The following is a 13,752-nucleotide window of genomic DNA, read 5'->3' as shown; positions in this document are numbered from 1 at the left end:
ATGGCCACGCCCCTGCCCGCCTACGTGGCCCAACGCCGCGCGGACTGGGATGCGCTCCAGGCCCTGCTGGCGAAGCAGCGCTCCGGCGCGCTGAAGCTGGGCGAGCTGCGCACGCTGGACACGCTGTACCGCCGCGCGTCCGCCGATCTTGCGCACGCGCAGACGTTCTACGCCGACACGGATGTCCACCGCTTCCTCAACCAGCTGTGTGGCCAGGCCTACGCGTCCATCTACCAGCCGCCGCGTGAGCGCTGGCCCGCGGTGCGGGACTTCTTCCGCCGCGAGTTCCCCGCCACCTTGCGCCGCGAGCGCGGCTTCGTGGGCGCCAGCGCCGTGGTGTTCCTCCTGGGCATCCTGCTGGGCGCCCTGGTGGTGCTGTGGGAGCCCCGGGGCGCCGAGCTGCTGGTGCCCTCCGGCGTGCGCCACTACGTGGCCCAGGGCCGCATGTGGACGGATGACATCCTGTCGGTGGCGCCGCCCAACTCGGTGGCGTCCGGCATCGCCACCAACAACCTCACCGTCACCATTGTCACCTTCGCCCTGGGCCTCACCGGCGGCCTGGGCACGCTGTTCCTGCTGGTGAACAACGGGGTGCATATCGGCGCCATCAGCGCGCTGTGCGCCCGCGAGGGCATGCTGGGAGGCCTGCTGGACTTCATCGCCGCGCACGGCCCGGTGGAGCTGTCCATCCTGGTCATCGCCGGCGGGGCGGGGCTGATGGTGGGCCAGGCGCTCATCGACCCGGGGGAGCTGCCCCGGGGACAGGCGCTGGCGGCGCGCGGGCGGGAAGCGGTGAAGCTGGTGCTGGGCTGCGCGCCCTTCCTCGCCCTCATCGGCGTGGTGGAGGGCTACGTCTCCCCAGGGGACTTGTTCCCCACCTGGCTGAAGGCGGGGCTGGGCCTGCTCCTGGGGGCGCTCTTCTGGGCCTACCTGCTGCGCGCGGGGAGGACCGTCGCCGAGGCCACGGGCGCGCCGGCCGACAGCGCCTCCTGACGCTTGCGCTGGCGGTGACGGAGGATGCGCTCATAGGCCGCGTTCAGCTCGCGCATCTTCTCCGCGGAGCCGCCGCGGTCCGGGTGCTGCTCCATGGCCAGCGCGTGGTAGCGCGCGCGGACCGTGTCGGCCGAGTCCAGCGGCGACACACCCAGCAGCCGGTAGGGGTCCTGCTCTTCCAGCGCGGACAGCCACTTGTCCAGCCGGTCCTTGACCTCGATGAACTGCTCGTCCTGGGCGCCGGTGTCCTTCACCGGGTGCGTGCGCACCTTCGCGTCCGCCCGGAAGACGTCGGAGTACACGCTGGACACCCAGCGGTGGCACCCGGAGCACCGGAAGTAGCGGACCCGGGTCCCCGGTTGCTGGGTCATCCGGATGCCGCAGTGGGTGCACTCCACATCGACGTTTTCCAGTGTCTGCCAGTTCGCTGCCGCCGCGTTCATCGAACCTTGCTCCCGTTTGCAACACGCATGTAGCAGCGGGGAAGCTCCCACGATGGGAGATCGCGTCAAGAAAATCGCTCCGCCTCGGGTTAGAAGGGCCTCCATGCGTCCCCTGCTTCTCGCTGGCCTGCTCCTCGCAGCCACCGCCCGCGCCCAGGCCCCGGTGGCCCTTTCGGGTCCGGCGCCCACGCCCCCTGCGGAGGCCGCCCCGGCGCCCGCGACGGACGACGCCGCGCTCCTGCGGGGCCTCCTGGGGGCGGTGCGGCCGGCGCCGGCGGAGATTCGCGCCATCGCCATTGAAGACCTGGCGCTGCTGGGGGACGCCCGCGCCCTGGATGCGCTGGCCACGCTCCTGTGGGACCCCAACCCTCGCATCCAACAGGCGGCGCTGCGGGCCGTCACGCTGTTCCAGCACCCCCGGGCGGAGGAGCTCCTCGCCAACGTGGTGCGCCACCCCCGGCTGCCGGACGCGCTGAAAATCCAGGCGCTCAACGGGCTCGTCTTCCAGCGCACGCCCACCGCGCGCCGGGCCGTCCAGGACGCCGCCGTGGACTCGCGGCTCACCGCGGGGGTGCAGAGCGCCGCGCGCGCCGTCGTGTCTCAGTGGGACGCGCCGCGCCGCTGACGCCCGCCCGCCGGGCAGCCATGCGGGCACCACCCGCCAGCGCCGGCGCCCAGGTCAAGGGCTGATTCCTGGAGATGTGACGCCCCTGGGCTACACTGCGGCGTCATGAAAATCACTCCGCTCGACATCCGGCAGAAGCGGTTCGAAACGGCCCTGCGCGGCTTCTCTCGCCGTGAGGTGGAGGCCTACCTCGAGCTCATCGCCGGTGAATTCGAGGAGGTGGTGAAGGAGAACATCGCGCTCAAGGAGGAAGTGAAGCGCACCCAGTTCAAGGTGGAGCAACACCAGGAACGGGAGCGCACCCTCCAGGAGACCATGGTCACCGCCCAGCGCATCAGCGAGGACCTGAAGGACGCCGCGAAGAAGGAAGCGGAAATCATCATCGCGGACGCCGAGCACCAGGCGGAGAAGATTGTCCACGGCGCCCACCAGCGGCTGGTGCAGGTGGTGGAGGACATCAACGAGCTGAAGCGCCAGCGCACCCAGTTCGAGTCGCAGGTCCGCTCCGTGTTGGAGGCCCACCAGAAGCTGCTGGAGACCTTCAAGAGCCCCACGTTCGCGGACCGCGACTACGCGCGCGTCGAGGACAACGTGGCCTACCTGTCCCAGAAGAAGGCCAACGGCGACTCCTGACGCGCCGCGCCGCGCGGTGAGGTTGCGGCAACCTGGGGCGAGGCTGTTATGTCAGTGGGAACGTGAGGCCGCCGCACATGCGCCACCTGCCTGTCCTGCTCCTGCTGCTCGCCGCCTCCGGGGCCTGGGCCCAGGAGCCGGGCGGCCCTCATGGCACCCACGCCCATGACGTGGTGAATGACGCCGCGCTGGTGCCCCGGACGCGTCCGCCCCAGGTCAGCGGGGAGGTGACGACGGAGCGCTTCCGCATCCTCCACACCGCCGCCGCCACCGCGGCCGCGCACGAGCTGTCCCGGCAGATTGAAGGCGTGCGGGACAGGTTCGGCACCATCCTCGGCAAGGACTGGCCGGGCGTCACCGAGGTTCGCCTGGGCGTGGGCCGCGCGGAGTTCGAGGCCCTGGCGCTGCCCGGCGGCAAGCCCCCGGGCTGGGCCGTGGCGCTGGCCTACCCCGCCCACCAGATCATCCTGCTGGACGCGCGCAGCCTCCACGAGCCGGAGGGCCAGCAGACGCTCCGGCACGAGCTGGCCCACGTGGCCCTGGGACAGCTGGCCCCGTCGTGGCCCCGCTGGTTCCAGGAAGGCGTTGCGCAGTACGTCACCGGGGAGCGCTACTCCCTGACGCACTACTCCGCCCTCTTCCGGGCCGTCACCCAGGAGCGCGTCTTCCACTTCGAGCACCTCGACAGGGCCTGGCCGGACGTGCCGTCGGACGTGGAGATCGCCTACGCGCAGAGCGCCGCCTTCGTCGCGCACCTGTCGGCGAAGTTCGGCCCCCAGGCCATGGCCGCGCTGGTGGACGGCGTGGCGCGCGGCGAGCCCTTCGAGACGGCCTTCGGCAAGGCCTTCCGCACCTCCCTGCTGGTGGAGGAGACGGACTGGCGTGAAGGCCTGGCCGCGCGCTACGGCTGGCTCCCGCTCACCACCAGCTCCGCGCTCGTCTGGCTGGGCGCGTCCTTCCTCTGCGTGGCCGCCTACGCCCGCCGCCGCCAGCAGCGGGCCGCGAAGCTGGCGGAGATGGCCGCCCAGGATGCCGCGGAGGACGCCGCGCTGCGCCTGCTGGCCGCCCAGGCCGCGCAGGCCCAGGCCCAGGGCACCGCCGTGAGCGCCGGGGACTCCACCTGGCCGGACTGGCCCGCGGGCTCGCAGGGCACGGATGCCCACCTGGAGGCCCAGGACGGCGAGGCGCCCGCGGACCGCGCCGTCAGCGACCTTCCGGGTGAGCTGGACGACGAGGACGACCCCCATGGCCGGCCGCCGAAGCCCACCCTCCACTGAGCGCCGCCCTTTCCGTCCTGCCAGGGCTACAGGGCGGGGGCTGTAGTTTCTACAGGCGCCCTGCTCCGCTGCCTCCCCATCCCTTCAAGGCAAATGGCTGATTTCACTGGGAAGACGTATCCCAGGGGCGTTGGCCGACGGATTGCTTTGGCCTCCGTACGCGATGCGGAAGGCACTGGACATGAGCGAGCGTGGACGTAAGGCAGCCGTGCTGGCGCGGTTCTTCCGTCAGCAGCCGGATCGAATCTCCGCGCTGTGGCGGCGGATGGTGCTGGCGGCGCCCGATTCGGACGCGTCGCAGGGCGCGCCCACCCAGTTGGACAACCTGGTGGAGCCCTTCATCCGCGAGCTGGGCCGGACGCTGGCGGGCGAGGAGTCCAGCCCCTGGAGCCGCACGCGCGCGGTGCTGCGCTTGTCGGCGCACCGGGGCGCCCGCTCGCTCTATGACGAATTCGCGGCGCTGCGGCGCTGCCTGGTGGATGCCTCCGAGGTGCTCGGTGGCGGGGATTGGGAGCGCGAGCGCATCAACCGCGCCGTGGACGAAGCCGTGGACTCCGCGGTGGCGCTCCTCCAACGGATGAAGGACCCGCGAGCCGATGGCCCGCGGGTGCCCTTCGGTGGGCTGGTCGTCGAGTACTTCGAGCGTCCTTCCCGGACGCGGCGCGTGTCCCCGGACACGGGAGATGGACGTACGGCGATGCACTGAGGGCGTGTAGGGGTTGGCCGGCCCGTTCGACTTGACGTGCCCGGAAGACGGGCGCGTCCGAGACCGGCGGGAGGGAGTGTGCCTGGGTGGGGGCCCATGGCGCGCTTTGTGGGAAGGCGTGCTCCCGCTGGGGAGTGGTGAGCGCGCACCGCGAGCCGCTGGCAAGACGCGTGGATGGGGGTCCACGCGACTCGCCGGTCGGACGGGTCGGCGCATTTGTCGCAGGGAGTGCAGCAGCGGCTGTGGGGGCCGTGGGTGGAGCATGCGGGAGGGGCGCCTACGGGGGTGGGCGCTCCCCCCGTGTTTTTTCCACGCCGCCCCGCCCGCGCCTCAGTGCGCGTCCGCCCAGCTGCGCCCCGCGCCCACGTCCACCTTGAGCGGCACCTTCAGCTCGGCCACCGAGGACATGGCCTTCACCGCCAGCGCCTTCACCTGCTCCACCTCCGCGTCGGGCGCCTCGAAGAGGAGCTCGTCATGGACCTGCAGCAGCATCCGCGTGCGCAGCTTCTGGGCCGTCAGCGCCGCGTCCACCGCCAGCATGGCCTTCTTGATGAGGTCCGCGGCGGTGCCCTGGATGGGCATGTTGATGGCGGCGCGCTCGGCGGCCTGCGCCACGCCGCGATTCTTCGAGTTCAGGTCCGCCATGTAGCGGCGGCGGCCGTAGAGCGTCTCCACGTAGCCCGTCTTGCGCGCGCGCTCCACCGTCTCTTCCAGGTAGCGCTTGATGCCCGCGTAGCGCGTGAAATAGCGCTCGATGATGTCGCGGGCCACGTCCTGGGCGATGCCGAGCCGCGCGGCCAGGCCGTGCGGTGACAGGCCGTAGGCGATGCCGAAGTTCACCATCTTCGCGACGCGCCGCTGCTCGCGGTCCACCTGCTCCCTGGCCACGCCGAACACCTCGGCCGCGGTGCGGGTGTGGATGTCCTCGTCATGGAGGAAGGCCTCGATGAGCACCGCGTCTTGCGCGATGTGCGCCAGCAGCCGCAGCTCCACCTGGCTGTAGTCCGCGCTCACCAGTTGGTGTCCCTCCGCGGCCACGAAGGCGCGGCGAATCTCCCGGCCCAGCTCGGTGCGCACGGGGATGTTCTGGAGGTTCGGGTCGGTGGAGGACAGGCGCCCGGTGGCGGTGGCCGCCTGGTGGTAGGTGGTGTGGATGCGCCCGTCCGCCGCCACCAGCGTGGGCAGCGTGTCCAGGTAGGTGCTCTTCAGCTTGGACAGGCCGCGGTACTCGATGATGGCGCCCGGCAGCGGGTGCTCCTCGGACAGCTTCTCCAGCACCTCCTGGTCCGCGGAGGGGCCCGTCTTGCCCTTCTTGATGATGGGCAGCTTCAGCTCGTTGAAGAGCACGTCGACCAGCTGCGGGTTGGAGCCGATGTTGAACTCGCGGCCCGCGTGTCGGTAGACCTCCTTCACCTGCGCCTCGACGGCGGCGTCCACCTTCACGGAGGTGCGCGACAGCTCGGCGGTGTCCAGCAGCACGCCCCGGCGCTCCATCTGCGCGAGCAGCGGCAACAGCGGCAGCTCCATGTCCCGGGCCAGCTCCGCCAGCTTCGCCGCCTCCAGCTCCTTCCACAGCTCGGGGGCCAGCCGGCGCGCGGCCTCGGCGCGGATGGCGAAGCCGGTGGCCACCTCCTCCACCGTGTGGTCCGCCAGCGCGCGGTCCTTCTTCCCGCGCTTGCCCTCCGCGGCGGGCGGCAGGGGCGGAAGCTCCGTGTTCAGCCGCTCGCGCGACAGGTCCACCAGCGCGTGCTCGCGACGGGACGGGTTGAGCAGGTAGCTGAGCAGCTCCACGTCGTCGTGCGCGCCGTGCAGGGTGATGCCGTCGTTGGCCAGCGTCAGGCTGAGCGCCTTGAGGTCGTGCCCGCCCTTCTTCACCGCCGCGTCCTCCAGCACCTCGCGGAAGGCCGCGGTGAAGGCCTCCGGGCGCACCTGGGTGACGCCGAGCTGCGCGTGCCGCAGCGGCACATACGCCGTCTGTCCGTCCGGCAGCGCCACGCCCAGGCCCACCAGCTTCGCGGCGAAGGGCGAGCCCTCATAGGCGGGAATCAGGGTGACGGCGCCCGCTTCACGCACGGCGCCGGCAAGCCAGGTGAGCGCCGCGTCCTCGCCCACCAGCCGCGGCGTCACCGTCAGCGGCGCGGGCTTCTCCTTCACGTCCTCGGGCGCCCCGGAGACACCGTCCTGCTGGGGCAGCTCCTTGAGGAGGGCGAAGAACTCCAGCTCGGTGAACAGCTCGCGCGAGCGCTGCGCGTCCACCGGCCGGCGGGCCAGGTCCGCCATGCGCACGTCCAGCGCCAGGTCCGTCTTGAAGGTGACGAGCACCTTGGCGCGCAGGAGGCTCTCGCGGTGCGAGGCGATATTCTCGCGAATCTTCGGCTTCTTCACCTCATCCAGGCGCGAGAGCAGCGTCTCCACGTCACCGAACTGCTGGATGAGCTCGGTGGCCGTCTTCGGGCCGATGCCCGGCACCTTGGGGACGTTGTCCACCGCGTCGCCGATGAGGGCCAGGTAGTCCCGCATCTGCCCCGGGTCGATGCCCAGCCGCGCCTTCACGTCCGCGGGCAGCGTGTGCACGTCCTTCATCGGGTCGTACAGGCGCACGTCGTCGTCGACAATCTGCACGAAGTCCTTGTCGCCGGTGACGACCTGGACGCAGAAGCCCTCCTCCTTCGCCTTCACGGCCAGGGTGCCGATGACGTCGTCGGCCTCCCAGCCGGCCACCTCCAGCACGGGCACGTTGATGGCTTCCACCACGCGGCGGATGAGGGCGAACTGGGGAACGAGGTCCTCCGGGGGCCCCTCGCGGTTCGCCTTGTAGGAGGGATCAATCTTCTGGCGCTCGGTGCGGCTCTCCTTGTCGAAGGCGAGCGCCACGTGCGTGGGCTTCAGCTCGCGCAGGGCCTTGAGCACCATGCGCGTGAAGCCCAGCACCGCGTTGGTCTGCACGCCCTTGCTCGTCGTGAGCGGGGGGATGGCGTGGTAGGCGCGGAAGATGAAGCCGGACGCGTCGATGAGGACCAGGGTGGGCGCGGGGCGCGAAGGGCTGGTGTCGGCCATGCCCCCGTGCCTAGCGCGCCCGCCCGGCCCTGTCCACGGCGCGTGCTACTTGCAGCCCAGCTCCGCCTGCTTCGCGATGACCATCTCCTCCACGCCGTCGCCCTTGACGGCGTAGTCCAGCGCCACCGCCATGTCGCCGCAGCCCTCCGCGGCACGGAAGGCCTCCAGGGCCCGCGAGGAGCAGAAGGCCGCGGCCTTGTTCAGGTTCGGATTGCCCGCGTAGAAGCTGAAGCCCAGCTTCCACACGCGGCAGGCGCGGCGGCGGTCCTCGCGGTCGGCCCATTGCTTGCCGCGCAGGTACGACTTCTCCGCGATGTCCTGGAGGATGTTGCGCCGGTAGAAGGACGGCTTGGACTCGGCCAGCTCCATCATCACCGCCTTGTCCATGGCCAGCGCCTCGCGGAAGGGCTCCGCGGCCTTCTCCGGATCCTCGGCGGCCAGGTAGCTCTGGCCCGCCTTGAAGAGCTGATCCACGGTGGACATGACCTTCATCAGCTCGTCCGCCTCGGCGTGGTACTGCGCGGACTCGTAGTTGGCGCGCAGCTTCTGCATGGTGGCCAGCGCCTCGCTGCCACGGCCCCCCCAGTAGTCCAGGAGCGCGGCCTGCATCAGCTTGTTGGGGAAGCGCTTCTTCGCCGCCTCCATGACGAAGGTGCGCGGGTCCACGACCCGCTCGTCTCCGGCCAGCACCTCCGCCACCGGGCACTCCCAGGGCGCCGCGTTGGCATCCATCTTCTGGCGCGCGATGAGGAACTTCACGAACAGGGGATCCTTGGGCCGCCACTCGTCGCGGCGCAGCCGGCCCAGCAGCTTCAGCGTGAAGCCCAGCGGCGGCTGCAGATCCTCGCGCGTCTTCGACTGGCACCACACCGACATGTACACCTCACACCGAGACACGGCGGCGCTCCACTGCGAGTTGCCCAGGTACCGCTTGCAGTCATCCAGCGCGCGCTTCGTCACCGACTCGGCGGCCTCGCGGGCCTTGGAGCGGGCGCGGCGGAAGTACTCGCTCTCCTTCTGAATCTTCCGGAACGACTCCAGGGCCTCTTCCGGCTTGAGGCGCTGCAAGAGCCGCTCGCCCTGCGAGTAGTGCTCGAAGGCTTCCTGCTCCAGCTTGATGCGCCGGATGAGCGTGTTCGCTTCCGCGTGGATGGGGTCCAGGTCCAGCGCCTGGGTGCAGATCTCGTTGGCCTTCTCCCAGTTCGGGGCGCCCAGCTCGCTGGACGCGTAGGAGCGGCACTCGCTCAGCAGCTCCTGGATCTTCTGCGTCGGATCCATCTGCGCGCCCGCGCCCGGCCCCTGAACATCCACAGGCGTGGGGTTCAGGATGGACGACACCATGCCCACCATCAGCAGCACGCCCACCAACCCCGCCGCCACCATGATGAGCTTCTTGCGTCTGGCGGCGGGATCCTCGTCCGCGCCCCCTCGCGCCGCGCCCGCCGCGCCCCGGCGCACGGGCACCGCGGACGGTTCGGGCTCAAAGGACATCTCCACCACGCCGAACTGGAGCTGATCCCCCGGCTCGAGCGGCACCGGCGTCTGGTCCAACGGCTCGCCGTTGAGCAGCGTCCCGTTGGCGCTGCCCAGGTCCCGCACCGTCACGCCCGCGCTGGTCGCTTCCAGCTCCGCGTGGCGGCGGCTCACCGAGTCGTCATCCAGCATGATGCCGGCGGGCGGCTGCCGCCCCACGAGCACCTTGCCCTTGAGCGGATACGTCTGGCCGGCCCACGGACCGACCATGCCGCGAAGCACCGGGCCCCCCGCCGGCGGCGGCCGTGCGCCGCCACCCGGGGCGGGACGAGCCGGCCGCGCGGGCCGCTTCGCCAGCGCGGCGCCGGGCGCGCCCTTCGCCGCGCCCGGGCCCTTCTTGATGCTGGGCATGGCCCGGGTGGCGCGTGCACCGCCGCCCTCGCCGCCCACCGGCATGGCCTCATCGCCTCCCGCCGCGGGCTTCGCCGCGCGGCGGGCACCCGAGCCCCGCGCGGCGGCCGCCTTGAGCCGCAGCACGTAGTCCCCGAGGAGGACCTCCGACTGCGGCGTCAGGGCCGTGGGCGCCATGATGCGTTGGCCGTCCACGAACGTGCCGTTGGCGCTGCCCACGTCCTCGATGAAGACGGTGCCGCCTTCGTCGAAGACGCGCGCATGCGTCCGCGACACGCCCCCTTCGGTGATGAGGATGTCACTGCCCTGCTGGCGGCCAATCTTCAGCTCGCCCGCGATGGCGAATTCGTTCTCAGTGCCGTCAGGGTGACGGACGACCAGGGTGGCCATGGGCGCGTCAGTCCTCGCGGAAGATGCTCATGTTGACGGGGATGCCCTTACGCTGCAGCTCGTCGTAGAACTTCGGCACGAAGCCCGAAGCGACGTAGCGGCCACGGACCTTGTGGTCCTCCGTGAAGCCATCCTGCTTGAAATAGAAGATGTCCTGGAGGGTCACGATGTCGACCTCCATGCCGGACACTTCGGTGATGTAGCAGATCTTCCGCGTCCCGTCGGAGAAGCGCGTCTGCTGCACGATCATGTGCACCGCGCTGGCGATCTGCTCACGGATGGCCTTCACCGGCAGGTCCATGCCGGACATGAGCACCATCGTCTCCAAGCGGGCGATGGCGTCACGCGGCGTGTTCGCATGGAGCGTGGTGAGCGAACCGTCGTGGCCGGTGTTCATGGCCTGGAGCATGTCCAGCGTCTCACCGGAGCGGCACTCGCCCACGACGATGCGGTCGGGCCGCATGCGCAGGCAATTCTTCACCAGCTCGCGGATGGTGATGGCGCCCTTGCCTTCCAGGTTGGGCGGCCGGCTCTCCAGCTGCACCCAGTGGTCCTGCGGCAGCTGCAGCTCGGCGGCGTCCTCCACGGTGACGATGCGCTCCTCCTCCGGGATGAAGGAGCTGATGATGTTCAGCGTCGTCGTCTTCCCGGAGCCGGTGCCGCCGGAGATGACGATGTTGCGCCGGGCCTTCACGCACATCTCCAGGAACTCGGCCATCTGCGCCGTGACAGTCTTGTACTTGATGAGGTCCGAGATCTTCAGCGAGTCCTTCTTGAACTTGCGGATGGTGATGCAGGGCCCCTTCAGCGCCAGCGGCGGGATGATGGCGTTGACGCGGCTGCCGTCCTTGAGGCGCGCGTCCACCAGCGGGCTGGACTCGTCGATGCGGCGGCCGATGGGCGCCACGATGCGCTCGATGACGCCGAGCACCGCCTGGTTGGAGGAGAACGTCTTCTCCGACAGGGTCAGCTTGCCCTTGCGCTCGATGTAGATCTGGTTCGCGTGGTTCACCATGATCTCACTGATGTCATCCGACGCGAGGAACGCCTCGAGGGGCCCGAGCCCCAGCGCCTCGTTGATGACGTCGGTGAGCAGCTCCTCGCGGTCCACGTCCTCCGGGAGCTCTCCGTCCGCTTCCATCTGGTCGATGATGTCGCGGATGGCCTTCTCGGTGCGGCGCCACAGCTCGTCGTCGCCGAGCCGGTCCATGTCCATGCGGCGCAGGTCGAGGTACTCGATGAGCCGGTCGTGGATCTCCTTCTGGAGCCGGGTGTAGCGCTCCTGGCGCGGGTCCACCTTGCGCTTGTTCTTCGCCAGGGCGGACGCCAGCGACGCCGGCATTCCCTTGGGCGCGGGCGCGGGAGGCGGTTCTTCTTCCTCCTCATAGGGCTCTTCTTCGTCGTAAGCCCCTTCCTCGTCCTCGTAGGGCTCCTCGCCCTGCTCGTCGTAGTACTCCTCTTCGGGCTGCCCTGCCCGGGTCATCACCGGGCCCTCGTCCGCGAGCGCCTCGACGTTGAGGATGTAGTCGCCGATGTAGACCTGGTCGGTCGGCTTGAGAACCTGGGGCGCGGCAATCTTCTTGCCGTTCACGAACGTGCCATTCGTGGACTTCATGTCCACGATGATGAACTTCCCGTCCTTGGCAACGATTCGCGAGTGGTACTTGGAGACGTTGCCCTTCGCGAGGATGATGTCATTGCCCGGCAGACGGCCGATGGTGACTTCATTCTTGTGATACTCGCGCTGCTCGGTCCCGCCGCCCTTTTCCGCGAGGGTGATGAGAAACATGGGGACGGATGCTAGCAAGCCCCCCCTCGTCCTCAAAGCGTGAGAACCGGGTTGCATGCTTGCCCGCAAGGCGACGGGCCGGCAACCGCCCCTGGAAGGGAAGAAGCCGACCCGTGCCGTGGGCCCCAAAGGCCCGTCTCAGGCGGCGCCCGGGGCGCCCACCTCAGTCGAAGATGTTGAAGTTCACCTCGGACCGGGCCTGCTTGTAGCGGCTCTTCACGTCCTCGATGATGGTCCGGACCTTGTCGGAGTCCGGGTTGACGATGCGCGGGGTGACGAAGATGACCAGCTCGCGCTTGGTGGAGTCGAAACCGCGGCTCTTGAAGAGCTCACCGATAATCGGGATGTGACCCAGGCCGGGGAGCTTCGACACGGACTTCTGCTCGTCGTGGCTGAACACGCCGGACAGGACGATGGTCTCCCCGTGGCGCACGGTGACGTTCGTCTTCACCTTGCGGGTCCGGAAGCCGGGGATGGAGGCCGAACCACCGAAGGACACCGCCACGGAGGTGTCGATTTCGGAGGCCTCCGCTTCAATCTCCGTCTGGATGTTGCCGTTGCGGTCCGCGGTGGGGCGCAGGTTCAGGATGACGCCGTACTTCTTGAACTCCACCGTGAACTGGTTGTTCGTGATGAGCGGGATGGGGACCTCGCCGCCGGCGAGGAACTCCGCCTTCTCACCGCTGGCGCACACCAGCTTGGGCTGCGCGAGCAGGCGGCCGTAACCGTCGTTGCCCTGGAAGCCGAAGGAGAAGTCCGCGCCCGCGTTGAGCGCGAGCGTCGAAACGCCCGAGCCGAAGGTGCCCGGGAAGAGCTCCTGGGAGATGTTGGCGATGGCCGTCGCCGTACCGGTGATGTCGGTCGGGTAGCGGATGCCGTACCGGTCGCGGCTGTTGCGGCGGATCTCGACGAACTGGACCTCGGAGAGGATCATCCGCTTGATGCCGACGACGAGGAGGTTCTCCACCTTCTCACCGATGGCCTTGGTGATGAGCTCCGCCTTCTGGAGGTCCTGCTGACTCTCCACCGAGCCCTCCAGGAAGATGGTGGCGCCCACCACGTTGGCCTGGACGTTCTTCAGGCCCGCCTTCTGGAAGGCCGCGTTGAGGTTCTGGGCCACCAGCTTCTTGGCGTTGGGGGCGATCTTCACGAACGACTTCACGTTCGGGTAGAGGCCCACCACCTGCTCGATGCGGTCGGCGTCCTGCGTGGTGTAGGCCTGACCGTCCAGGTAGATGCGATCACCCACCATGCGGACGGAGACGCCTTCAATCTCCCCCAGCAGGCGCCGGATCTCGGAGATGACCTCGTTGGGGTCCTGCTTGCGCACCGCCACCAGGTAGCTCACGCGCTGGCCCGAGGACTTCCAGACGAGCAGCGTCGTCTTGCCTTCAGCCTGACCGGTGATGAGCAGCTGGCCGGAGCCGAGCGTCTTCACCTCGGCGACGCTCGGATCACCGAGCGCCACGCGGCTGAGGCCCGGAATGGTGATCACCTTCTGGGAACCCACGCCGAGGCTGACGGTGGTGCCATCCTGCGCCAGGGCGCTGCCGCCCGCCACCAGTGCGATGAGGGCGCCTAGCGCCGCGGCATGCGTGATGCGTGTGAACATCGTCCGTGTCCCCTCTTCTCTTCCAGAAGTCCGAGCTAACCCAACGTTCCGTGCTGCCACCACAGCGCCCAAACGGTGCCGAGCGCGATGGCTACTCCATAGGGGATGTGGCGCTGGGGCGCCGGCTGCGCGTCCGCGCTGGCCAAACGCACCCGCACCGCCCACCGGCGCACCACTGCCGCCAGCGTGTCCCAAACCGCGCCTTGCCAGAGCAGTGTCACCACCGCCTGAAGCGCTCCCACCAGTGAGATGAAGGCCGCGGCCGCGAGCACCGCCGGGAAGCCCAGCACGGCTCCGACCCCTCCCATCAACTTCACGTCGCCCCACCCCATCCGCCCACGAA

General features: G+C 69.6%; 11 protein-coding genes. 5 read left to right on the top strand and 6 right to left on the bottom strand.

The window, feature by feature from the left end; genetic code table 11:
* Positions 1 to 993: a stage II sporulation protein M gene (locus tag HV824_RS05710; protein WP_176418404.1), complete on the top strand. Its 993-nt coding sequence runs from the start codon at positions 1 to 3 to the stop codon at positions 991 to 993.
* On the opposite strand, the gene HV824_RS05705 is transcribed toward HV824_RS05710, so the two are convergent.
* Entirely contained in the window at positions 927 to 1,436 is a 510-nt protein-coding gene (locus HV824_RS05705; RefSeq protein ID WP_176418405.1) for a J domain-containing protein, read from the bottom strand. The genes HV824_RS05710 and HV824_RS05705 overlap by 67 nt on opposite strands.
* Before the next feature lie 103 nt (positions 1,437 to 1,539).
* Between HV824_RS05705 and HV824_RS05700 the strand changes: the two genes are divergently transcribed.
* From HV824_RS05700 to HV824_RS05685, 4 genes are all read left to right on the top strand, one after another.
* Positions 1,540 to 2,061: a HEAT repeat domain-containing protein gene (locus HV824_RS05700; RefSeq protein ID WP_176418406.1), complete on the top strand. Its 522-nt coding sequence runs from the start codon at positions 1,540 to 1,542 to the stop codon at positions 2,059 to 2,061.
* A gap of 105 nt (positions 2,062 to 2,166) precedes the next feature.
* Positions 2,167 to 2,694, top strand: coding sequence for a DivIVA domain-containing protein (locus tag HV824_RS05695; RefSeq protein WP_163787238.1), 528 nt, complete (start codon positions 2,167 to 2,169; stop codon positions 2,692 to 2,694).
* A 77-nt stretch (positions 2,695 to 2,771) separates the two neighbouring features.
* On the top strand, positions 2,772 to 3,971 hold the full coding sequence (locus tag HV824_RS05690; protein WP_176418407.1) for a peptidase MA family metallohydrolase: 1,200 nt from the start codon (positions 2,772 to 2,774) through the stop codon (positions 3,969 to 3,971).
* A gap of 163 nt (positions 3,972 to 4,134) precedes the next feature.
* Positions 4,135 to 4,677: a hypothetical protein gene (locus HV824_RS05685; protein ID WP_140790842.1), complete on the top strand. Its 543-nt coding sequence runs from the start codon at positions 4,135 to 4,137 to the stop codon at positions 4,675 to 4,677.
* 330 nt (positions 4,678 to 5,007) lie between these two features.
* Here HV824_RS05685 and polA read toward each other — a convergent pair whose 3' ends face one another.
* The 5 genes from polA to HV824_RS05660 form a co-directional block, all read right to left on the bottom strand.
* Complete coding sequence (polA, locus tag HV824_RS05680; RefSeq protein WP_176422844.1) at positions 5,008 to 7,734, bottom strand: DNA polymerase I; 2,727 nt, start codon at positions 7,732 to 7,734, stop codon at positions 5,008 to 5,010.
* 45 nt (positions 7,735 to 7,779) lie between these two features.
* Positions 7,780 to 10,008, bottom strand: coding sequence for an FHA domain-containing protein (locus HV824_RS05675; protein WP_176422843.1), 2,229 nt, complete (start codon positions 10,006 to 10,008; stop codon positions 7,780 to 7,782).
* Positions 10,009 to 10,015: 7 nt separating this feature from the next.
* Positions 10,016 to 11,797, bottom strand: coding sequence for an ATPase, T2SS/T4P/T4SS family (locus HV824_RS05670; RefSeq protein WP_176419615.1), 1,782 nt, complete (start codon positions 11,795 to 11,797; stop codon positions 10,016 to 10,018).
* A gap of 163 nt (positions 11,798 to 11,960) precedes the next feature.
* Positions 11,961 to 13,409, bottom strand: coding sequence for a type II and III secretion system protein family protein (locus HV824_RS05665; RefSeq protein ID WP_163785805.1), 1,449 nt, complete (start codon positions 13,407 to 13,409; stop codon positions 11,961 to 11,963).
* 35 nt (positions 13,410 to 13,444) lie between these two features.
* The coding region (locus HV824_RS05660; protein ID WP_368738025.1) for a prepilin peptidase at positions 13,445 to 13,752 on the bottom strand (308 nt) is incomplete at its 5' end.

The sequence above is a fragment of the Myxococcus sp. AM009 genome, from assembly GCF_013372605.1.
GTDB classification, from domain to species: domain Bacteria; phylum Myxococcota; class Myxococcia; order Myxococcales; family Myxococcaceae; genus Myxococcus; species Myxococcus vastator.
The sequence above is the reverse complement of the archived record's forward strand: the minus strand, read 5'-3'. Positions and strand labels throughout refer to the sequence as shown.